Source organism: Pseudomonas paraeruginosa PA7, from assembly GCF_000017205.1.
Taxonomy (GTDB): Bacteria; Pseudomonadota; Gammaproteobacteria; order Pseudomonadales; family Pseudomonadaceae; genus Pseudomonas; species Pseudomonas paraeruginosa.
In genome coordinates this window covers 4,961,571-4,983,090 of record NC_009656.1, presented here as the reverse complement: position 1 = coordinate 4,983,090, position 21,520 = coordinate 4,961,571, and the positions used below count along the sequence as shown (strand labels likewise).

At 69.4% G+C, this 21,520-nt stretch carries 20 protein-coding genes and 1 rRNA gene; 14 read left to right on the top strand and 7 right to left on the bottom strand.

What is annotated here, in order from left to right; translation table 11 throughout:
• Positions 1-50 precede the first annotated feature (50 nt).
• Positions 51-166: ribosomal RNA gene (rrf, locus tag PSPA7_RS23055) — 5S ribosomal RNA — on the top strand.
• 366 nt (positions 167-532) lie between these two features.
• On the opposite strand, the gene dnaE2 is transcribed toward rrf, so the two are convergent.
• From dnaE2 to imuA, 3 genes are read right to left on the bottom strand one after another with little or no spacing between them, the layout of a single operon-like run.
• Entirely contained in the window at positions 533-3,628 is a 3,096-nt protein-coding gene (dnaE2, locus tag PSPA7_RS23050) for an error-prone DNA polymerase (RefSeq protein WP_079262204.1), read from the bottom strand.
• The gene (locus PSPA7_RS23045; protein ID WP_012077097.1) at positions 3,604-5,019 is read right to left on the bottom strand and encodes a Y-family DNA polymerase; all 1,416 of its coding nucleotides are present in this window, start codon (positions 5,017-5,019) and stop codon (positions 3,604-3,606) included. Before PSPA7_RS23045 ends, dnaE2 begins: the two co-directional genes overlap by 25 nt.
• Positions 5,020-5,026: 7 nt before the next feature.
• On the bottom strand, positions 5,027-5,632 hold the full coding sequence (gene imuA, locus PSPA7_RS23040) for a translesion DNA synthesis-associated protein ImuA (RefSeq protein ID WP_033996951.1): 606 nt from the start codon (positions 5,630-5,632) through the stop codon (positions 5,027-5,029).
• Positions 5,633-5,886: 254 nt separating this feature from the next.
• On the opposite strand from imuA, the gene pigA reads away from it, so the two are divergent.
• Positions 5,887-6,483 (top strand): biliverdin-producing heme oxygenase PigA, encoded by a 597-nt coding sequence (gene pigA / locus PSPA7_RS23035; RefSeq protein ID WP_012077095.1) that lies wholly within the window; start codon positions 5,887-5,889, stop codon positions 6,481-6,483.
• A 149-nt stretch (positions 6,484-6,632) separates the two neighbouring features.
• Here pigA and PSPA7_RS23030 read toward each other — a convergent pair whose 3' ends face one another.
• Complete coding sequence (locus PSPA7_RS23030; protein WP_012077094.1) at positions 6,633-6,953, bottom strand: hypothetical protein; 321 nt, start codon at positions 6,951-6,953, stop codon at positions 6,633-6,635.
• 165 nt (positions 6,954-7,118) lie between these two features.
• Here PSPA7_RS23030 and PSPA7_RS23025 point away from each other — a divergent pair, with 165 nt between their 5' ends.
• The 3 genes from PSPA7_RS23025 to PSPA7_RS23015 all read left to right on the top strand — a co-directional run bounded on the left by PSPA7_RS23025 (position 7,119) and on the right by PSPA7_RS23015 (position 9,417).
• On the top strand, positions 7,119-7,835 hold the full coding sequence (locus PSPA7_RS23025; protein WP_041025401.1) for an STN domain-containing protein: 717 nt from the start codon (positions 7,119-7,121) through the stop codon (positions 7,833-7,835).
• Entirely contained in the window at positions 7,832-8,377 is a 546-nt protein-coding gene (locus tag PSPA7_RS23020; protein ID WP_003157194.1) for an RNA polymerase sigma factor, read from the top strand. Before PSPA7_RS23025 ends, PSPA7_RS23020 begins: the two co-directional genes overlap by 4 nt.
• 71 nt (positions 8,378-8,448) lie before the next feature.
• Positions 8,449-9,417: a FecR family protein gene (locus PSPA7_RS23015; protein ID WP_012077092.1), complete on the top strand. Its 969-nt coding sequence runs from the start codon at positions 8,449-8,451 to the stop codon at positions 9,415-9,417.
• Between the two features lie 9 nt (positions 9,418-9,426).
• Here PSPA7_RS23015 and PSPA7_RS23010 read toward each other — a convergent pair whose 3' ends face one another.
• Both PSPA7_RS23010 and gspH read right to left on the bottom strand, forming a co-directional pair.
• Positions 9,427-10,068 carry a PulJ/GspJ family protein gene (locus PSPA7_RS23010; RefSeq protein WP_041025400.1) on the bottom strand — a complete coding sequence of 214 codons (642 nt, stop codon included), beginning with the start codon at positions 10,066-10,068 and terminating at the stop codon, positions 9,427-9,429.
• On the bottom strand, positions 10,052-10,501 hold the full coding sequence (gspH, locus tag PSPA7_RS23005; RefSeq protein WP_012077090.1) for a type II secretion system minor pseudopilin GspH: 450 nt from the start codon (positions 10,499-10,501) through the stop codon (positions 10,052-10,054). The genes PSPA7_RS23010 and gspH overlap by 17 nt, the downstream gene beginning before the upstream one ends.
• A gap of 147 nt (positions 10,502-10,648) precedes the next feature.
• On the opposite strand from gspH, the gene PSPA7_RS23000 reads away from it, so the two are divergent.
• On the top strand, positions 10,649-11,080 hold the full coding sequence (locus PSPA7_RS23000) for a type II secretion system protein N (RefSeq protein WP_012077089.1): 432 nt from the start codon (positions 10,649-10,651) through the stop codon (positions 11,078-11,080).
• A gap of 2 nt (positions 11,081-11,082) precedes the next feature.
• Here the strand turns inward: PSPA7_RS23000 and gspI are convergent, their stop codons facing one another.
• Positions 11,083-11,457, bottom strand: coding sequence for a type II secretion system minor pseudopilin GspI (gene gspI, locus PSPA7_RS22995; RefSeq protein ID WP_041025399.1), 375 nt, complete (start codon positions 11,455-11,457; stop codon positions 11,083-11,085).
• A gap of 229 nt (positions 11,458-11,686) precedes the next feature.
• Here gspI and gspG point away from each other — a divergent pair, with 229 nt between their 5' ends.
• The 8 genes from gspG to PSPA7_RS22955 all read left to right on the top strand — a co-directional run bounded on the left by gspG (position 11,687) and on the right by PSPA7_RS22955 (position 21,516).
• On the top strand, positions 11,687-12,136 hold the full coding sequence (gene gspG, locus PSPA7_RS22990) for a type II secretion system major pseudopilin GspG (protein ID WP_003157394.1): 450 nt from the start codon (positions 11,687-11,689) through the stop codon (positions 12,134-12,136).
• 7 nt (positions 12,137-12,143) lie between these two features.
• A complete protein-coding gene (gspK, locus tag PSPA7_RS22985; protein WP_003157395.1) occupies positions 12,144-13,109 on the top strand; it encodes a type II secretion system minor pseudopilin GspK in 966 nt (321 codons plus the stop codon).
• On the top strand, positions 13,106-14,305 hold the full coding sequence (gene gspL / locus PSPA7_RS22980; RefSeq protein WP_012077087.1) for a type II secretion system protein GspL: 1,200 nt from the start codon (positions 13,106-13,108) through the stop codon (positions 14,303-14,305). Before gspK ends, gspL begins: the two co-directional genes overlap by 4 nt.
• Positions 14,298-14,867: a type II secretion system protein M gene (locus PSPA7_RS22975; RefSeq protein WP_012077086.1), complete on the top strand. Its 570-nt coding sequence runs from the start codon at positions 14,298-14,300 to the stop codon at positions 14,865-14,867. Before gspL ends, PSPA7_RS22975 begins: the two co-directional genes overlap by 8 nt.
• The gene (gspD, locus tag PSPA7_RS22970) at positions 14,864-17,275 is read left to right on the top strand and encodes a type II secretion system secretin GspD (protein ID WP_012077085.1); all 2,412 of its coding nucleotides are present in this window, start codon (positions 14,864-14,866) and stop codon (positions 17,273-17,275) included. The genes PSPA7_RS22975 and gspD overlap by 4 nt, the downstream gene beginning before the upstream one ends.
• On the top strand, positions 17,272-18,681 hold the full coding sequence (gspE, locus tag PSPA7_RS22965) for a type II secretion system ATPase GspE (RefSeq protein ID WP_012077084.1): 1,410 nt from the start codon (positions 17,272-17,274) through the stop codon (positions 18,679-18,681). The genes gspD and gspE overlap by 4 nt, the downstream gene beginning before the upstream one ends.
• A complete protein-coding gene (gspF, locus tag PSPA7_RS22960) occupies positions 18,681-19,895 on the top strand; it encodes a type II secretion system inner membrane protein GspF (protein ID WP_012077083.1) in 1,215 nt (404 codons plus the stop codon). The genes gspE and gspF overlap by 1 nt, the downstream gene beginning before the upstream one ends.
• Before the next feature lie 442 nt (positions 19,896-20,337).
• Positions 20,338-21,516 carry a substrate-binding domain-containing protein gene (locus PSPA7_RS22955; RefSeq protein WP_003157434.1) on the top strand — a complete coding sequence of 393 codons (1,179 nt, stop codon included), beginning with the start codon at positions 20,338-20,340 and terminating at the stop codon, positions 21,514-21,516.
• Positions 21,517-21,520: the final 4 nt, after the last annotated feature.

The following is a 21,520-nucleotide window of genomic DNA, read 5'->3' as shown; positions in this document are numbered from 1 at the left end:
CTGAATCCGGATAGACGTAAGCACAAGCAAACGGATATCCAACCGAATTGCTTGACGATCATAGAGCGTTGGAACCACCTGATCCCTTCCCGAACTCAGAAGTGAAACGACGCATCGCCGATGGTAGTGTGGGGTCTCCCCATGTGAGAGTAGGTCATCGTCAAGCTCCTATCCCAAAACCCCTGGCCAGCAATGGCCGGGGGTTTTGCTTTGGCGCTGGAAATATCCCGGCTCGACGACGTTCGCGAGTTGCCTCCGAAGCCCGAGTCTGCGCTGCAGCCTTTATCGGCGGGCTGCCGCGCTCTGGGAGGGTGCCCTTTCCCTTCCACCTGTCTCAGCGCCGCGGTCGACGGGCCTGAAACACTGGCTAGAGCGCTAGCTCGCGGCCTCGAAAAGAAACGGATGGGTTTTACTGAAGGGAATCGCTTGCTTTACTGTATGAATAAACAGTATCGTGAGCGCTCCCCCCTTCGTGGCCATCCCTGTTGGCCATCCCAGGCAGCTCGCTCATCGAGCTGCCTTTTTCTTTGTCTCAGTGAAAGTCCCGGCTGCGTACGTCCAGTCCGGTGAGCAGGGGCGTCAGGTCCTGCAAACGGCCGGCGATGACATGCCGTACGCCGCTGGATGACTCGAGCGTGCCTTCCACCTGGAGCAGGCGGGATTCGAGGAAGGGGCGCCGCTGCCGCTCGGCGAGGTCGTGCCAGACCACCACATTGACCATGCCGAACTCGTCTTCCAGGGTGATGAAGGTTACGCCGCTCGCCGTCTGCGGCCGCTGCCGGCCGACCACCAGACCGGCGATCCGCACCGGGCGCCCATGTTCCATGCCCACCAGTTCGCGGGAGGCACGACAGCGGCGCGCCTTGAGCTGGACGCGCAGCAGCTTCAGAGGATGCGGGCCGAGAGTGGTGCCGAGCAGGGCGTAGTCGCTCAGCAGCTCTTCGCCCCGGCTGGGTAGTGGAAGGCTGATCGCCGGTTCTTCGATCCGAGGGCCCTCGGCGAACAGCGGCAACTGTGGCTCGACGCCAGCGATCGCCCAGCGCGCCTTGTGCCGATGCCCGGCGAGCCCTCGCAAGGCGCCGGCATCGGCCAGTAACTCGAGGGCCCGGGTATCGAGTCCGGCACGTCGGCCGAGGTCATGCACGTCCGTGAATGACTGCGCCTGCCTGGCCTGTTCGATGCGCCTGGCGTCCTCTTCGCGAAAGCCGCGGATCATCCGCAGGCCGAGGCGAATGGCCGGTTGCTCCTGGCCGATGGGCTCCAGGCTGCAATCCCAGCGACTGTGGCGGACATCCACCGGACGTGTCTGGATGGCGTGCCGCCGTGCGTCCTGGAGCAACTGGTCGGGGCTGTAGAAACCCATCGGCCAGCTGTTGATCAGGGCGCAGGCGAAGGCCGCCGGCTCGTGACGTTTCAGCCAACTGCTGGCGTAGGTGAGCAGGGCGAAGCTGGCGGCGTGGGACTCGGGGAAGCCATAGCTGCCGAAGCCCTTGATCTGTTCGAAGATACGCGCGGCGAAGTCGGCTTCGTAGCCGTTGGCGAGCATGCCGCGGGTCAGTCGTTCGCGATGGTGCTCCAGGCCGCCGTGGCGCTTCCAGGCGGCCATGGAACGACGCAGTTCGTCCGCCTCGCCCGGCGAATAGTCGGCGGCGACGATCGCCAGTTCCATGACCTGTTCCTGGAACAGCGGCACGCCCAGGGTGCGTTCGAAGACCTTCTCCAGTTCGACGGAGGGATAGGCCACCGGCTCTTCTCCGTTTCGCCGCCGCAGGTAGGGATGCACCATGTCGCCCTGGATCGGCCCCGGGCGGACGATGGCGACCTGGATCACCAGGTCGTAGAACTTTTCCGGGCGCAGGCGTGGCAGCATGGCCATCTGCGCGCGCGATTCGATCTGGAACACACCGATGGTATCGGCGCGGCTGATCATCGCATAGGTCGCCGGGTCTTCGCTGGGGATGCTGGCGAGGCTCAGGCGTTCGCCGCCGCGCAGTTCGTGCAGCAGGTCGAAGCTGCGGCGCAGGGCGCTGAGCATGCCCAGGGCGAGCACGTCGACCTTGAGCAGGCCGACCGCGTCGAGGTCGTCCTTGTCCCACTGGATCACGGTGCGCTCGACCATGCTGGCGTTCTCCACCGGCACCAGGGTGTCCAGGGGCTGCTCGGAGATGACGAAGCCGCCGGGGTGCTGCGAGAGGTGGCGCGGGAAGCCGACCAGTTCGCCGGTCAGGGCCAGCACCCGACGCAGGACCGCGCTCTGCGGATCGAAGCCGGCCTCCATCAGGCGTTCGGCGCTGGGCGCCCGGTCGCTCCAGCGCCCGCAGCAATTGGCCAGGGCATCGACCTGGTCGGGTGGCAAGCCCAGTGCCTTGGCCACGTCGCGCACCGCGCCGGCCCCATGGTAGGTGCTGACCACCGCGGTCAGCGCCGCGCGTTGGCGACCGTAGCGGTTGAAGACGTACTGGATGACTTCCTCGCGGCGTTCATGCTCGAAGTCCACGTCGATGTCCGGTGGTTCGTTGCGCTCGCGGGAAAGAAAGCGCTCGAACAGCAGGTTGATCCGCTCCGGATCGAGCTCGGTGATGCCGAGGGCGAAACACACCGCCGAATTGGCCGCCGAGCCGCGTCCCTGGCAAAGGATTTTCTGGCGCCGGGCGAAGCCGACGATGTCCTGCACCGTGAGGAAATAGCTTTCATAACCCAGTTCGGAAATCAGTTTCAGTTCTTTCTCGATCTGCTCGCGGACCTTGGCGCTCGCGCCGTCCGGCCAGCGCCTGCGGATGCCTTTCTCGGTGAGTCGCCGTAGCCAGGAGGCCGGGTCATGTCCGGCCGGCACCAGTTCCCGGGGGTACTGGTACTTCAACTGTTCCAGGTCGAACCGGCAACGTTCGGCGATGCGCAGGGTTTCCGCCAGCAGGGCCTCCGGATAGATGCCCTGCAGGGCCGCCAGCGGGCGCAGGTGGCGCTCGCCGTTGGCGAACAGATGGGCGCCCGCCTCGCTCACCGGCAGATGGTTGCGGATCGCCGTCATGCAGTCCTGCAGGGCGCGCCTGCCACGGCAGTGCATATGCACGTCGCCACAGGCCACTGCCGGCAACTGCGCGCGGGCGGCGAGCGCCAGCAGGCCGCGCAGGCGAGCGTCGTCATCGGCGCCGCGATGCAGCTCGACGCCCAGCCACAGGCGTTGCGGGAAGCATTCGCCGAGCCAGGCGGCATCGTCGTCATCGCCCGGCTCGGCCAGCCAGATCGCCAACACTCCGTCCAGCGCAGGTTGCAGGTCTTCGCGCAGCAGCCGATAACTGCCCTTGTCGGCACGCCGCCGGCCACGGGTGATGAGTCGGCAGAGCTGCTGGTAGCCCGCCAGGTCCTCCGCCAGCAGGACCAGTTTCGGTCCCTGTTCGAGGCGGATCTCGCTGCCGACGAGCAATTTCACCCGGTACTCCCGCGCCGCCTGCCAGGCTCGCACGATGCCGGCCAGGCTGCATTCGTCGGTGATCGCCAGGGCCCGGTAGCCCAGGCGGGCAGCGCGGGCGAAGAGCTCCGCAGCGCTGGAGGCGCCACGCTGGAAGCTGAAATTGGACAGGCAGTGCAGCTCGGCGTAGGCGCTCATGCGAACCAGCCATGCAGCCACAGCGGCCCTTCGCTGCCGACTTCGCGGTAGACCCAGGCGCGTTGGCCGGAACGGGTTTCCACCAGGTAGTAGTCGCGACGGATGTCTTCGCCGTCCCACCAGCCCGACTCGATGCGTTCGGGGCCGGCCAGCACGGTCGGCAGCGCCTCGCCGAGGGGCCGGGGCTCCATCAGCAGCCAACCGGGGCGGAGGCCGGCGGGGGCCAGCGGCACGGATCTGTCGCAGGTCTCCAGCCGCCAGCTGCGCTCCGGACGATGTTCGGCGACAGCGCTCAGGCCGTGCACGGCCTCGTCGCCCAGACGTGCCCGCAGGCGTTCCCGCAACTGGTCCCAGGCGAGGAACTGCTGCGGACGCTCGTCGAACAGTTCCCTGTGCCGCGGGGTGAAGGGGGGCAGTTCGTCGGCCAGCAGGCGCACGGCATGCACCGGCGCGGGCAATTGCAGTTGTTCGAGGCGGCCGCGGGTCAGTTCGAACAGCATGGCCGCCTCGCGCTCGGCGCCGAGCAGGCCGATCGTGACCAGGCTGTCGGCGCGTCCGTGATGCTCCAGGCGCAGGCTGAAGCGCTGCACGCCGCTGTCGCGCCCGGCGAGAAAGGCCGCGAGGTCGGCGGTCAGCCGGCGCAGGGGGAAGAGCAGGGCCTGGTGGGATTCCACGTCGAAGTTGAGCTCGATGCGCAGATCGAATACGTCCGGCGGCCGGTAGTGCTCCAGGGCCAGGGGGATGCGTCCGCCGATGCGATCGATCTGCAGCAGCAGTTCGGCAGGGAAGCGGCGGGCCAGGGCCGCGCGCGGCAGGTCGAGGACCTGTCGCAGGTGGCGCAGCCCCATGCGCCCGAGGGCGGTCGTCAGGTCCCGGGACAGTCCCAGCCGGTCGAGCGGGAGGCTGGCCAGGTGGCGACGCAGCGCGTCGTCGTCCTCGATGGCCAGCCCGTCCTGGCTGTCCACCAGCACCCTGGCCGCCGCCGGGTTCGGCGCCAGGCACAGGCGGTGGCTGAAACCCAGGGCCGTCAGCTCCCTGCGCAGGCGGGCCTCGAAGCGCGGCCAGGGACCGAACAGGGCAAGGCTCGACTGTACCTCCAGCAGCAGCGCGCGTGGATAGTGCAGGCTGACCTGCGAACTGAAGCCATAGGCCCAGGCGGCGAGAAAGGCCTGCCAGCGTTCGATGGCGACGAGGTCGTACTCTGCCGTGGCGAAGTCCCGGCTCAGGGCCTGGGCGGCGATCAGCGACTGCCCGGGCTTCAGGCCGAGGGCGCGCGCCGCCGGGTTGACCGCCCGCAGCAGGCGGCGTTGCGGCGGTCCCCCGAGCAGCGCCAGCGGCGCCCCGGGATCCGACCGTTGGCGCAAGGCGCTGTCCATGGCCAGCTGCGGCAGGAGAATGCAAGCCCAGAGCATGGCCGCCTCATTGCCAGGCGCTGGCCGGCAGGGAGGTCGCCGGCGCGAGGCCGCCCCGGCACTTGAGGATGCGCAGGCGCGCGGGGTGGCTCTCCAGGCACAGGCGCAGCGCCGCGGGCGAGGGATTGACCGCTTCTCGCAGGGGGCGATAGGCGAACCCCAGCGCCTGGCCGCTTTCGGCGGCTACCTGGAGTCGACGCAGGGCGCGGTCATCGGCCTGCTGCGGCCAGCACAGCACGGCGGCGCAACTGCCCGAACGCAGGCATTGCTCGGCGGCCCACAGGGCGTCACGGCCGCTGGCCTGGACCAGGACCAGGTGGCGCAGATCGACCGCGGCGGCGAGCCAGGCCTGCGGATAGGGCAGGTACGGCGCGCCGACCAGCACTACGCGGCGTTGTGCCCGGGTCAGGCGGACCAGGGTAGGTAGCAGCAATTGCAGCTCGCCGACGCCGTCGCGGGCGTGGAGGATTTCGCTCAGGGCATGCTCCGGCCAGCCGCCGCCCGGTAGCAGCGCGTCCAGGCGCGCATGCCCGGTGGGCTGGGAGCTGCTGGCCGGGGGAGCGGATTGGCCTTTCCAGACCCGACGGGCATCGAGCAGGGTATTCAGGTCTATGCCTGCTCCTTGTCCCGGGAGAGTGTCGAGAGGGGAACGCTGGGCTACGGATGACAGGGAGGCCAAGGAAAATGACTCGTTTACTGTATGTAAATACAGTATTTGCTGTAGTCCTTTTCTGGTCAATGACTGTCGGTCGGCATCCTTTTCTATGCCATTGAGACTCAATAACGAATATAATTGAGAATCGTTATTTATATTTGGGCTCGCCTCGGCGGCCCAATGCGTTCCGTCTCTCGAAAGGAATTTCCCTAATGGATACCCTGGCCCCCGAATCCACTCGGCAAAACCTGCGTTCGCAACGCCTCAACCTGCTGACCAACGAGCCGCACCAGCGCCTGGAGAGCCTGGTGAAGAGCAAGGAACCCTTCGCCAGCCGAGACAACTTCGCCCGCTTCGTCGCTGCCCAGTATCTCTTCCAGCATGACCTGGAGCCGCTTTATCGCAACGAGGCGCTGGCCCGTCTGTTCCCCGACCTGGCTTCCCGCGCCCGCGACGATGCCGCCCGTGCCGACCTGGCCGACCTCGGCCACGCCGTGCCGGAAGGCGACCAGAGCGTGCGCGAGGCCGACCTGAGCCTGGCCGAGGCGCTGGGCTGGCTGTTCGTTTCCGAGGGCTCGAAGCTGGGCGCGGCGTTCCTGTTCAAGAAGGCCGCCGCCCTCGAGCTCGACGAGAACTTCGGCGCCCGCCACCTGGCCGAACCGGAAGGCGGTCGCGCCCAGGGCTGGAAGAGCTTCGTGGCGATCCTCGACGGCATCGAACTGAACGACGAGGAAGAGCGCCTGGCCGCGAAGGGCGCCAGCGATGCCTTCAATCGTTTCGGCGACCTGCTGGAGCGTACCTTCGCCTGAGTGGCGTTCCTTCTCCTTTGGTCGGCGGCCAACCCTGCCGACGACGAGTGCCCCGGCCTGGTCCGGGGCTTTTTTGTCTTGCCGCCGGCCAGGAACAGCGTGTCCGACCGGCAGGGCGAATGAAGGCCGGCGTCGGCAGATGGAAGCCCTTAACGAGGTGGCCGCTGCGCTTCCACCGAGTTGCCGAACGAGGTACCCAGGCGAATGCGTGTCGCCGACTGGTTGTACAGGCCGAGCTGGTTTGGCGGACGCCGGACGATGGCGGCGGAATCCAGCTCCTGTTCGCGGCGGGCCCTGGCCGCGCTCTCCGGGTCGGCCATCTGCTGGCTCAGGCATTCATAGGACAGCGCCTGGTAACCATTGACCTTGGTGCTGATGCAGTTCGCCGGTGGCGTCGGCTCGTCGGCCTGGGCGGTGGACATGGCCAGGCCCAGGAACAGGCCCGGCAGGATCCGCGATGAACGGTGCATGACGATTCTCCCGCGCTGGGATGGTGGTTTCCCGCTTATACGGCAATCGGCGAAAACATGTCACCGCGCGCGCCGTCACACCACAGTCACACAGTGCCATCAGGATGTCCCTCCTGGGTGATGGCCATCTGGCCTGCACCGGGTAGTTCGGACTGGAATCCGTCGATGTCGATCCTCGGGGTGGCAAGGTCGTGTGCAGTGTCGTTGCTCGGCCTCGGCATGGTGTTGCCGGCGCCCGGCGCCGTGCCGGGTGAAAGTGGCAGGCCGATGTTGCGCCTGGCGGTGCATGAATTCGATATTCCCCCGCAGGGCCTGGCAGCGGCGCTGGTGACCTACAGCGGAGTGACGGGAATGGCGGTTCTGGTGGATGGCGAACTGGCCCGCGGGCGGCGTTCGGCACGATTGCAGGGCCGCTTCACCGCCAGTGACGCCCTGGCCCGGCTGCTCGACGGCACCGGTCTGATGGCGCGCTATACCAGCCAGGAGGCGTTCACCCTGCTGCCGGCGCAAGCCGCCAGGAGCGTCGTTGCGTCGCCGATCTCCTCGTCGCGGGCCGTGCAGCCCCTGGATCGCGGCTACGCCGGAGCGCTCCAGGCGGCCCTGGAGGAACAGCTGTATCGTTCGCCACACACCCGTCCCGGCACCTACCGGGCGGTGTTGCAGCTCTGGATCGGACGCCATGGCGAGGTACGCCACAGCCGCCTGCTCGGCTCGACCGGCGATGCCCGGCGCGACGGCGCCCTGGTCGAGAGCCTGCGCGGAGTGAGGGTGATGCGCGCGACGCCGGCCACGCTGGCCCAGCCGCTGACCATCCTGTTGCTGCCGAAGGCGACGGACAGGGCCATGGAATGCACGTTGAGGGAGGGAGTGGGAGGGTCATGAGCGAATCGCCGCAAAGCGCGATGGTCAAGCTGTTCCTTGCCTCCTACGACGACTTCAAGGCGCGCCTGAAGCGGCGCCTGGGTTCCGAGGACCTGGCCAGCGATGTCCTGCACGAGACCTATCTGCGGGTCGACCGGATGGATCACGCCCTGGAGGTCAGGAAGCCCCAGGCCTACCTGTTCCGCATCGCCCTGAACATCGCCGCCGACCGCCGCGAGGGCGACGCCCGGCTGCTCACCGGGGAGGAGGTGGCGGAGCTACTGCAGGTGCCCGACGAAGGCCTCGACCCGGAACGCATCGTCGGTGGCCACGCCGACATCCGCCGCCTGGTGGAGGCGCTCTGCGAGCTGCCCGCGCGGCGCCGGCAGATCCTCATCGCTTCGCGCCTGGAGGAAACGCCGCACCTGGAGATTTCCCGTCGCTTCGGCATTTCCACCCGCACCGTGGAGAAGGAACTCAAGGCCGCGCTGTGGTACTGCGCGGAGCGTCTAGAAAGAAAAGTCATCCAGAGGTTCGGTCCCGGGGCCGGAAAACCGTCATAAGAACAAGCAGGCCGAAACCGTCGCGGCCGCCTTCAATCCATGAGCCATTCCGGTGTCCGTAAAGCACAGCCATGACAGCCTCCGACTCCGCCGCCGATGAAACCGGCGATCTTCGCCGCGAGGCGCAGGCCTGGGTGATCAGCCTGACCTCCGGACGCGTCACCCAGGGCGACGCGCGGGCCTTCCGCCAGTGGTGCGCGCGCAGTCCGGAACACCTGCGGGCGTTCGTCGAGGCGCGTGATCTCTGGCAGACCCTCGGCAGTGCCGCCGCGCTCCCGCTGGAGCCACGGGCCGTGGCGCGGGTAGCCACGCGGACGCCGCGGCGTTTCGGGCGCCGCTGGTTCGTCGGCGGGGCGCTGGCCGCCTCGGTGGCGCTGTTCGCCCTGCGTCCGTCGCTGCTCGGACAGGGGCTGGGCGGCGCCGACTACGTGACAGCGGTCGGCGAGCAGCGCCAGGTGCAGGTGAGCGGCGGGACGCGGATCGAGATGAACACCCGGACCCGCCTGAACGTGCGGCGCAACCGCGAGCAACAGGAAACCATCGAGTTGCTCAGCGGCGAAGCCGAGATCATCGCCAGCCACCCGCCGCAGAGCGGATTGCGGGTACTGGCCGGGAGCGCCTGGCTGAGCGCCAGCCGGGCCCGCTTCAATGTGCGCAGCAACGACGATGTCTGCGTGGTGACCTGCCTGGAGGGCCGCGTCGTGCTCGATCACCTGGGCCAGCGGCTGGACCTCGAGGCCGGCCAGCAACTGACCTTCGATGAGCGCCGCAACGGTCCGCCGGTGCCTTTCGATGCCGCCGAGGTGATGGCCTGGCGCGAGCGCATGCTGGTGTTCAACGACGTACCGCTGGCCACCCTGATCGACGAGATCAACCGCTACCGTCCCGGGATGCTCCTGTTGCTCGACAAGACCCTCGGCCGGCGCCGGGTCCAGGCCCGCTTCAGCCTCGACCAGCTGGCCGACGTGGCGACCCTGATCCGCGACGCCTACGGCATCGAAGTCACCCGCTTGCCGGGCGGGGTGGTGCTGCTCGGCTGAATCGTCGGCTCACGGCAAAGCCACCACCCGCCGGTAACGCTCCACGCCATTGCCGGTGACCCGCGCCAGGCTGATCTCCAGCCCGCTGGCGCGCACCTTGCCGTGCGCCGGCAGGCGCGTCCAGCCCTTGCCCGGCACCCAGGCGCGGATCTCGAAGCGGGTCACGTCCTCCAGCACCGCCACCCGCTCCGCCAGCGCCGGCAGCGGCAAGCGATCGCCGCTGGGCGAGGCGGCGCGGTAGAGGATCTTGCCCTGGCGCCACCAGCGCACTCGTTGCAGCGGCGCGCCGGGTTCGGCGCTGGCGCGGACGATGTCCAGGCGCAGCGGGATTTCGCCGAGCCGCTTGAGTTCGAGACCAGGCGGCAGCCGATCGCGCGGCTGCGCAGGCTCCTCGCCATCGATGGGGGAGGCTTCTTCCCGGCTGGGGGCGTGCAGGGCGATGTCGCGTTCCAGCTGGTTCAGCGCGCGAAGCAGCGCGGCGCTCTGCTCGGTAGTCGCCTCCAGGTGCGCGCTGGCCCGGGTGATGCTGTCCAGGCCGCGCCAGGCCATCAGGCTGACGATGGCCATGAGCATGATCGCGACCATCACCTCGATGAGCGTGAAGCCGCCTTGCCGGCGCGCTGCCGAGGCGCGCTCAGCGCACCCGCACATGGCCGTTCGCCTCGCGCCGCACGGTGACGCTGTGCTGTCCATCGGAAAGGATGATGAGCAACGGCGCGCCGATCCATTCGGCATCCAGCAGTACCGGTCGCGACGGGCGCACGCTGACCCGCAGCGGCGCGGCCTGCCAGTGGCGCGCGCGCAACTGGGCGTCGGCGGCGAAGGCGTCGGCCTTGCCGCGATACGCCTGCGGACTGAAGCGGTAGCCCTTTGCGTTGGCCTGCCAGAGGATCGGCGTGCCGCGCAACCGCGCCTCGCCCTGGGCGATCTCCAGCAATTGCGCCAGGCGCGCGGCGTCCTGGCGCAACAACCGGGTCGGATCGGGACGGGTGCTCAGGCTGATGGCCGCCGTGGCGATGCCGACGATCACCAGCACCACCATCAGTTCGATCAGGGTGAAGCCGCCTTGCCGGGAACCCGCCACCGCATGCCTCTTCGCAGGGATAGAAGGCTCCAGCCTGCCCGACGAAGATGATCGGCGTGTGAAACATAACGGAGAGAATTCGGCGCTAGGCTGGTTCCGAGGCGCCGTTCGCGGTGCCCGCCGTTCATTCTCCAGGAGTGTCCCGCCATGCCGGCCATACCCCGTATCGACCCGCCCCGCCTGGTCCAGCTCGCCGCCGTTCTGGCGCTTCTCGCCGGCCTGCTGTTCTGGGGCTACCTGCTGTTGGCGCCGATTCCCGGCGTGGTCCAGGCCGAAGTCGGCGCCGCTCCGCCAGTGTCCAGCGAGGAGCCCGCGCAGCGCTGGTTCGCGGCACCTTCCAGCGAGATCGAGGTGTCCCTGGCCGGGCTGATCGGTGGGGGGCCGGCGGCGATCGCCATCCTTTCGGTGAATGGCGCGCCACTCCAGGCCTACCGCGAGGGCGAGGCGCTGGGGCGTGCGGCGAAGGTACGGCGGATCGAGGCCGACGCGGTGCTCATCGAGCAGAACGGCGAGGTTCGCCGGGTAGCCATGCCGCGGCTCGCCGAGCCGCCGCCACTGGCCACCCTCAAGCGCGGCTGACATCAGGGCACGCGGCTCAGCAGGGTATTCAGGCGTGCCAGCGGGACGGCCTGTTCGCGCTGCGCGCGTACGCGGATCTCCACCCACAGCAGGGCCGGGTCGGCGGTGGCCTGGACGCGCTGCTCGCAGTACAGCCGCAGGCGCCCCTGGGAGCATTCGAAATCGCTCTCGCCGGGACGCACGGCCCCATCCAGGCGCAGTTCGGCGAGACGGCTTTGCGCCGCCAGCAGGGCCAGCGACTTGTCGCGCAGCAGGCCGTTGCCATCGGTCATCAGGCCCACCGCGCGGATCGCTGCGGCCAGGGCGATGGCGACGATGGCCAGGGCCACCAGCACCTCGATCAGGGTGAAACCGCGGGAAGAAGAGGGCATGGGCATCGCGGGTCGGCGAAAGGAGGGCTTCCAGGCTAGCCGGGGAATCTGACCGATACCTGACAAAAGCTCGGGAGGGCTCCCCCGGCGGGCCTTCCAAGACCTGCCGGAGAGCCCTGTTCCAGGGCCTTCCGCGCCCCTGCGGGAGAGGTGCGCACCCGAGGATTTTCAATATCGTTGACATATCTTCCTGAAACAATCCGCGGCGAATCGAACCATGCCGAGGAGTGTCGAGATGGATATCGTGCAGTTCAGCTCCAGCCCGAAAGGACGTCGGGGACAACGGGGCTTCACCCTGATCGAGATCATGGTGGTGGTGGTGATCCTCGGCATCCTCGCCGCGATGGTGGTACCCAAGGTGCTCGACCGGCCCGACCAGGCCCGCGCCACCGCGGCGCGCCAGGACATTTCCGGACTGATGCAGGCGCTCAAGCTCTACCGCCTCGACCAGGGGCGCTATCCGAGCCAGGCGCAGGGCCTCAAGGTGCTGGCGGAACGTCCCGCCGATGCCTCGGCGAGCAACTGGCGCTCGTACCTGGAGCGCCTGCCCAACGATCCCTGGGGCAAGCCCTACCAGTACCTGAACCCGGGCGTGAACGGCGAGATCGATGTCTTCTCCCTCGGCGCCGACGGCCAGCCGGGCGGCGAGGGCATCAACGCCGACATCGGCTCCTGGCAGCTCTGAGCGCGCCATGAACGGCCGTCACCAGCGCGGCATGGCGATCATCAGCGCGCTGCTGATCGTCACCGTGGTCGCGGTCATCGCCGCCGGCCTGATCGCCCGCCAGGGTGCGTATATCCGCGGTCTGGAGAGCGAGCAACTGCGCATCCGCGCCAGCTGGATGCTGCGCGGCGGCCTGGAGTGGAGTCGCCAGTTGCTGCTCGAGGACAGCCGCCGCGACCCGCTGACCCGCCTCGACCAGCGTTGGGCGCGACCGATGCGCGATCTGCGCCTGAGCGACGCCGAGTTGCTGTTCAACGGCCGGATGGAAGATGAACAGGGCAAGTTCAACCTGCGCAACCTGTTGGTCGACCAGCGTCCCGATGCGCAGGAACAGGCCAATTTCGAACGCCTCGCTGGGCTGCTCGGCGTGCGCCCGAAGGACGCGCGGCTGATCGTCGAGCGAGTGCTCGCCTCCTATGCGCGGCTACCCGCCGAGGTGCCATTGGCCGATACGCGTCCCCCGGGTTTCGACAGCGGTCGCGAAACCTCACCGGGCGCTGCGCGGCGAGCGCTTGCGGCACGCCGACCGCCGCTCCGGCGGTTCGACGATCTGGCGCGGCTGGGGATTCCGGCGGCGACCCTGGAGCGGTTGCGCCCCTACGTCACCATCCTGCCCGAAAGCACCTGGGTCAACGGCAACACCGCGCGTGCCGAAGTGCTCGCCGCCTGCGTTCCCGGGCTCGGCCTGGAGCAGGCGCGGCGGGTGGTCGGCGAGCGCGACCAGGGCCGCTGGTTCCTCAACCGCGGCGACTTCGTCAACCGCCTGAACATGCCGCAGTTGCAGGCGCAGTCGGTGAAGGTCGGGATCACCAGCGACTGGTTCCTGCTCGATGCCTACGCCCAGCGCGAGCAGCAACAGGTGCGTCTGCAGGCCCTGCTGCAGCGGCAGGCCGGCGAGCGCACCACGGTGAACTGGCTGAGGGTGGGCCCGTGAAGGCCGCCTGGCGTTGCCTGCTGCCGCCGCTGGCCGGGTTCGCCGAGGCGGCGTCGCTGGATTGCCTGCGCCTGGATGCGCGGGGAGTGCTCCTGGAGCGTTGCCAACTGTCCCTCGGGGAACTGGCGCAGCGGCGCCAGGGCCTGCCCGTGGAACTCTACCTGCATCCGCGCGATTGCCGCCTGGCTGCTCTCGAGCTGCCGGCGCTGCCCGCGGCGAAGCTCGCCGCCGCGGTGAACTGCGCGGCCGAGGCGCTGGTCCTCGGCGATCCGGCGCAACTGCGCCTGGCCCATGGGCCGCGCGGCGCCGACGGGGGCCTGACCCTGGGCTGGCTGGAGGCGTCGGCCCTGGCTCCGCTGGAGCAGGCCCTGCAGCGCCTGCGGCTCGATGTGCGACAGGTGCAGGCCGCGCCGTTCCTGCTGCCGTTGCGCGAAGACGGCTGGGTGGCCGGCGAGTGGGATGGCCATCTCCTGCTGCGCCGCTCGCTGACCGATGCCGCGGTCCACCCCTTGCCGGAACAAGGCCTGGACGAGTTGCCGGAGGATTTGCGCCTGTACTGGCTGGGCGAACGGCCAACGTGGAACTGCGCCACCCTGGCGCGGACCGAGGCGCTGGACGAGGCGTTGCGCTGGAGCGGGCCCGCCTGCCCCTGGGGACTGGCGCTGAAACAGCCGATGGCGGGTGCCGGTCGTGGCACCTGGAAGCTCCCCCTGACCTGCGCCGCCCTCGCCCTGCTGGTGTGGGTCGCCGGCCTGAACCTGTATGCCGGGCGCCTGGCGGGGCAGGGCCAGGCCCTGCAACGGCAGGGCATCCAGCGCGTACAGCAGGCGTTTCCCGAACTGCCGGTGGTGCTCGATCCGCTGCGCCAGGCTCGCGAGCGCCGAGACGCCTACCTGGCCGGCAAGGCCGATGGCGATGCCGCGCCGGGACTGGCCGCGCTGCTGCATGGCACCGGCGAGGCGATGCCGTTCCTCGCCGGGCGCCTGCAGCGCCTGGACTACCGCGACGGCGAACTGGACCTGGCCCTGTTGCCGGGGCCCGCCATCACCGATGCCGCCACCTGGCAGGGAGAGTTGGGCAAGCATGGCCTGCAGGCCGACGCCTCCGACAGGGGCTGGCAGGTGCGTGCCGCGGAAACGCCGCTGGCGCCGGGCACGGCGGATGGTGGCGAGACCGGGGTGGCCGGCGATGAATAGGCGCCTGGCGGGCTTCCTGACGGCTCCGGCGCAGCGCTGGAATCCCCTGCTGCGGCGGGCGCAGGCCTACTGGCGGCGACTGGCTCCGCGCGAGCGCAGGACCGTCGCCGGCGGCGGCCTGGCGCTGGGCCTGGCGCTGACCTGGCAACTCTTCGTCGAGCCGCCGCTGGCGCGCATCGAGCACTGGCAGGCCGAGCTGCCCCGCCTGCGTTCGCAGGCGGCGGCGGTGGACGCTGTGCTGGGCGAAGTCGAGGCGCTGCGCGGCCCGCTCCTGGATGGTGCGGCGGATGCCCAGGCGATCGGCCGCAGCCTGCGCGACCAGGGCCTGGATGGTTTCCAGTTGGAGGCGATAGGGCCCGGCCAGTGGCAACTGGACTTCGCCAGCGCTTCCGGCGAGGCCTTGCTGCGCTGGCTGGCGCGCAGCCCGACAGCATTGCGCCTGAGCGTCGACCAGGCACGGGTGACGCGTCTCGAGGCGCCCACCGAGGAGCAAGCCGCCGGCGGGCTGGTGTCCGCCTCGATCCATTTGCAGTCGACTTCCGCTCCCAAGGATTCCCCATGAGGCAAACAGCTTTCCATCCTGCCCGGCGTCGTTGGCCTGTACTGGGCGTGGCGCTGGGCGCGCTGCTGGTCGCGGCGTGCAGCGAGACGCCGAAGCTTCCCGGCGTGCCACCGGCCGATGAGGAAATCGGCCGGCCATTGAGCAGCGTCCGCTCCGGCGCGCCGTTGCGCAACGCCGATGTCGCTGGGCGACCCCAGGCCGAGCAGGCCCGCCGCGCGCTGGGCGCCGGGCGCGGCGGGCCGCGCTCCAGCGGCGGCGCCCCGGCTCCGGCAGCTCCGGCCGAACTCGGCGAGCAGCCGGTTAGCCTGAATTTCGTCGATACCGAGGTGGAAGCGGTGGTGCGCGCGCTGTCGCGCGCCACTGGCCGGCAGTTCCTGGTCGACCCGCGGGTGAAAGGCAAGCTGACCCTGGTCTCCGAAGGCCAGGTGCCGGCGCGCACCGCCTACCGGATGCTCACCAGCGCCCTGCGTATGCAGGGCTTCAGCGTGGTCGACGTCGACGGCGTCAGCCAGGTGGTGCCGGAGGCCGACGCCAAGCTGCTCGGCGGGCCGGTCTACGGCGCCGACCGGCCGGCGGCCAACGGGATGGTCACGCGGACCTTCCGCCTGCGCTACGAGAACGCGGTGAACCTGATCCCGGTGCTGCGCCCGATCGTCGCGCAGAACAATCCGATCAACGCCTATCCGGGGAACAACACCGTGGTGGTCACCGACTACGCGGAAAACCTCGACCGGGTCGCCGGGATCATCGCCAGCATCGACACCCCCAGCGCCAGCGACACCGATGTGGTGCCGATCCAGAACGGCATCGCGGTGGACATCGCCAGCACCGTCTCCGAACTGCTCGACAATCAGGGCAGCGGTGGCGCCGAGCAGGGCCAGAAGACCGTGGTGCTCGCCGATCCACGCTCCAACAGCATCGTGATCCGCTCGCCGAGCCCGGAGCGCACGCAGCTGGCGCGCGAGCTGATCGGCAAGCTCGACAGCGTGCAGAGCAACCCCGGCAACCTCCACGTGGTGTACCTGCGCAACGCCCAGGCGACCCGCCTGGCCCAGGCCCTGCGCGGGCTGATCACCGGCGACAGCGGCGGCGAGGGCAACGAGGGCGACCAGCAGCGCGCGCGCCTGAGCGGCGGCGGCATGCTCGGTGGCGGCAACAGCGGTACTGGTAGCCAGGGCCTGGGAACCAGCGGCAATACCACGGGCAGCGGTTCCAGCGGGCTGGGCGGCGGTAACCGCAGCGGCGGCGCCTACGGTGCGATGGGCAGCGGCCAGGCCGGCGGCGGACCCGGTGCGATGGGCGAGGAGAACTCGGCGTTCTCCGCCGGCGGCGTCACCGTGCAGGCCGACGCCACCACCAATACCCTGCTGATCTCCGCGCCCGAGCCGCTGTACCGCAACCTCCGCGAAGTCATCGACCTGCTCGACCAGCGCCGCGCCCAGGTGGTGATCGAAAGCCTGATCGTCGAGGTCAGCGAGGACGATTCCAGCGAGTTCGGCATCCAGTGGCAGGCCGGCAACCTCGGCGGCAATGGCGTGATCGGCGGGGTCAACTTCGGCCAGTCGGCGCTGAACACGGCCGCCAGGAACAGCATCGACGTGCTGCCCAAGGGCCTCAACATCGGCCTGGTGGATGGCACCGTGGACATCCCGGGGATCGGCAAGATCCTCGACCTCAAGGTGCTCGCCCGGGCGCTGAAGAGCCGCGGCGGCACCAACGTGCTGTCGACCCCGAACCTTCTGACCCTGGACAACGAGTCGGCGAGCATCATGGTCGGCCAGACCATACCCTTCGTCAGCGGCCAGTACGTCACCGACGGCGGCGGTACCAGCAACAACCCGTTCCAGACCATCCAGCGCGAGGACGTCGGCCTGAAGCTGAACATCCGACCGCAGATTTCCGAAGGCGGCACGGTCAAGCTCGACGTCTACCAGGAAGTCAGCAGCGTCGACGAGCGCGCCAGCACCGTCGCCGGGGTGGTCACCAACAAGCGCGCGATCGATACCAGCATCCTCCTCGACGACGGCCAGATCATGGTCCTCGGCGGCCTGTTGCAGGACAACGTGCAGGACAACACCGACGGCGTTCCCGGACTCTCCAGCCTGCCCGGCGTCGGCTCGCTGTTCCGCTACCAGAAGCGCTCGCGGACCAAGACCAACCTGATGGTGTTCCTGCGTCCCTATATCGTCCGCGACGCCGCCGCCGGGCGCAGCATCACCCTCAACCGCTACGACTTCATCCGCCGCGCCCAGCAGCGCGTGCAACCGCGCCATGACTGGAGCGTCGGCGACATGCAGGCGCCGGTACTGCCGCCGGCGGAGCAGGGCATCCCGCAGGCCGCCTACGACCTGCGCCCGACCCCGCGGCCGTTGCGTGCGGTACCGCTGGACGAGGCGGCGCCGCTGTGAGCCTGCTGCCCTACGCCTGGGCCAAGGCGCAGCGCGCCCTGCTGCGGCCGGGCGCCGACGGCGCGACCCTGCTGGTCAGTCCGCGCACGCCCGGCTGGGCGATCAGCGAGGTGCGCCAGCGGCATGCCGTGGCCAGTCTCGAGAGCGTCCGCGATGACGAACTCGACACCCTGCTGGCCAGCGCCTATTCCGACACCGGCAGCGCCGCGGCGGTGGTCGGCGCGGCGGAGAGCGAGGTCGACCTCGACCGCCTGCTGGACGACATCCCCGAGGTCACCGACCTGCTCGACACCCAGGACGGCGCGCCGGTGATCCGCATGATCAACGCGCTGCTGACCCAGGCCGCGCGCGACGAGGCCAGCGACATCCACATCGAGCCCTTCGAGACCCATTCGGTGGTGCGCTACCGCGTCGACGGCGCCCTGCGCGACGTGGTCGCGCCGCGCAAGGCGCTGCACGCGGCGCTGGTATCGCGGATCAAGATCATGGCGCAGCTGGACATCGCCGAGAAACGCCTGCCCCAGGACGGCCGCATCGCCCTGCGGGTGGCCGGGCGACCGATCGACATCCGCGTCTCCACCGTACCCACCGGGCACGGCGAGCGGGTGGTGATGCGTCTGCTGGACAAGCAGGCCGGGCGCCTGAAGCTGGAGACCCTGGGCATGGCCCCGGGGGTGCTGGCGCCGCTGGACCAGCTGATCCGCCAGCCGCACGGCATCGTGCTGGTCACCGGGCCCACCGGCAGCGGCAAGACCACCACCCTCTACGCCGCCCTGGCGCGGCTCGACGCCAGCACCAGCAACATCCTCACCGTCGAGGACCCGGTGGAGTACGACCTGCCCGGGATCAGCCAGATCCAGGTCAACGCGCGCATCGACATGACCTTCGCCGTGGCCCTGCGGGCGATCCTCCGGCAGGACCCGGACATCATCATGATCGGCGAGATCCGCGACCTGGAGACCGCGCAGATCGCCGTGCAGGCCTCGCTCACCGGGCACCTGGTGCTGGCCACGCTGCACACCAACGACGCGGTGTCGGCGGTGACCCGGCTGGTGGACATGGGCGTCGAGCCATTCCTGCTCGCCTCGTCGATGCTCGGCGTGCTCGCCCAGCGCCTGGTGCGGCGCCTGTGCACGCACTGCCGGGTCGAAGAGGACGGCGGTTGGCGCGCGGTCGGCTGCCCGGCCTGCAACCACACCGGCTACAGCGGGCGCACCGGCATCCACGAGCTGTTCGTGATCGACGACGAGATCCGTCGCCTGGTCCACCAGGGCCGCGCCGAGCAGGATCTCCGCGAAGCCGCCCGCGCCGCCGGCATGCGCAGCATGCGCGAGGACGGCGAGCGCTGGATCGCCAGCGGCGCCACCACCCTGGAGGAAATCCTCCGCGTGACCCGGGACGCCTGATGCAGACCTTCCGCTACGAAGCCGCCGACGCCCAGGGGCGGATCGAGACCGGGACCCTGGAGGCGGACAGCCCGCGCGGTGCCCTCGGCCAGCTGCGCGCCCGCGGCCTGACTCCGCTGGAGGTCCGCGAGCAGGCTGGTGGCGGGACCGGGCAAGGGGCGGGCGCGCTGTTCGCCCCACGCCTGTCCGACGGCGACCTGGCCTGGGCCACCCGCCAGCTGGCCAGCCTGCTGGCCGCCAGCCTGCCGCTGGAAGCGGCGCTGAGCGCGACCCTCGACCAGGCCGAGCGCAAGCATATTGCACAGACCCTCGGCGCCGTGCGCAGCGACGTGCGCGGCGGCATGCGCCTGGCCGACGCCCTCGCCGCGCGGCCGCGCGACTTTCCGGAAATCTACCGGGCGCTGGTGGCGGCGGGCGAGGAGTCCGGCGACCTGGCCCAGGTAATGGAGCGCCTGGCCGACTACATCGAGGAACGCAACGCCTTGCGTGGCAAGATCCTCACCGCGTTCATCTATCCGGCGGTGGTCGGCGTGGTTTCCATCGGTATCGTCATCTTCCTCCTCGGCTACGTGGTGCCGCAGGTGGTCAGCGCCTTTTCCCAGGCGCGCCAGGACCTGCCGGCGCTGACCCGGGTGATGCTCCAGGCCAGTGACTTCGTGCGCGCCTGGGGCTGGCTCTGCGCGGGAGCCCTCGGCGGTGGTTTCTGGGGCTGGCGCCTGTACCTGCGCAACCCGCAGGCGCGGCTCGACTGGCATCGCCGGGTGCTGCGCCTGCCCCTGATCGGCCGCTTCGTGCTCGGGGTGAATACCGCGCGCTTCGCCTCCACCCTGGCGATCCTCGGCAGCGCCGGCGTGCCGCTGCTGCGCGCGCTCGACGCGGCGCGCCAGACCCTGGCCAACGACTGCCTGGCGTGGGCGGTGGAGGAGGCCACCGCGCAGGTTCGCGAGGGCGTCTCGCTGGCCTCGGCGCTGCGCGCGCGGCAGGTATTCCCGCCGATCCTCACCCACCTGATCGCCAGCGGCGAGAAGACCGGCGCGCTGCCACCGATGCTCGACCGCGCGGCGCAGACCCTGTCGCGCGACATCGAACGCCGTGCCATGGGCATGACCGCGTTGCTCGAACCGCTGATGATCGTGGTCATGGGCGGCGTGGTGCTGATGATCGTGATGGCGGTGCTGATGCCGATCATCGAGATGAACCAACTGGTCCAGTAGCCGGTGCCTGGACGATCCACTGCCGTGTCGGGCGGATAACGCCGCTGGCGTTGCCCGGCCAGCGGGAGGGCCGAGGGCAGGCAGGCCTTCCTCTGGCTGTCATCAACCCGTGTGGCCCCGCGCCAGGGCTCGGGTGCATGTTTCAGCGAGGTTGCCCCGCGGGCGCGCCAGGGCCGCCGCGGGCCACCCGCCGGGGCAGGCCAAGAAGGCATTGCGCGCCTGGCGAAAACGCCCGGCGCAGAGCCTTCGAACACCCGAGGAAAGGGCCTGAAAACAATTCGATGCTCCCGAGATTTTTTCCCCGATCTGTCACCGGAACTTGCGAGTTTTAACCCCAGCGGCCCCTTCGACCGGCTAGGGATGCAAAGCCCGGCAAGCACGGCGCCGCCTCATGCAAGACGACTTCTCAACGTACCAACACCACGATGAAAGGAGATTCTTCATGTTCAAGCGCTCTCTGATCGCTGCCTCGCTGAGCGTGGCCGCCCTCGTATCCGCCCAGGCCATGGCCACCGTCAATGGCGGCGGCGCTACCCTGCCGCAGCAGCTGTACCAGGAGCCCGGCGTCCTGACCGCCGGCTTCGCCGCCTACATCGGCGTCGGCAGCGGCAACGGCAAGGCTGCCTTCCTGAACAACGACTACACCAAGTTCGTCGCCGGCACCACCGACAAGAACGTGCACTGGGCTGGCAGCGACTCCAAGCTGAACCCGACCAGCGAAACCAGCCCCTACCTGGCCGCCCATGGCGCCGCCTGGGGTCCGCTGATCCAGGTTCCCTCGGTCGCCACCTCGGTCGCCATTCCGTTCAACAAGGCAGGCAGCAACGCCGTCAACTTCGCCGACGTGAACACCCTCTGCGGCGTGTTCTCCGGCCGCCTGACCGACTGGAGCCAGATCCCCGACTCGGGCCGCACCGGCGCCATCACCGTGGTCTACCGTTCGGAAAGCAGCGGTACCACCGAGCTGTTCACCCGCTTCCTCAACGCTTCCTGCTCCAGCGCCACCGAGGGCGGTACCTTCGCCATCACCACCAGCTTCGGCAGCAGCTTCTCTGGCGGCCTGCCGTCCGGCGCCGTCTCGGCCCAGGGCAGCCAGGCCGTGATGAACACGCTCAACGCCGCCGAAGGCCGCATCACCTACATGAGCCCGGACTTCGCCGCGCCGACCCTGGCCGGTCTCGACGATGCCACCAAGGTCGCCCAGATTCGCGGCGTATCGCCGGCTCCGGCCAACGTCTCGGCCGCCATCGGCGCCGTTACCCCGCCGACCACCGCCCAACGCTCCGATCCGAACAACTGGGTGCCGGTCTTCGCCGCCACCGCCAGCGCGACCGATCCGAGCGTACGTCCGTACCCCACCACCGGCTACCCGATCCTCGGCTTCACCAACCTGATCTTCAGCCAGTGCTACGCGGACGCCACCCAGACCCAGCAGGTGCGCGACTTCTTCACCCGTCACTACGGCGCCAGCGTCAACAACGACGCCGCGATCACCAACCATCGCTTCGTGCCGCTGCCTGCTTCCTGGAAGCTCGCGGTGCGTCAGTCGTTCCTGACTTCCACCAACAACCTGTACATCGGCCACACCAACGTCTGCAACGGCATTGGCCGTCCGCTCTGAGACG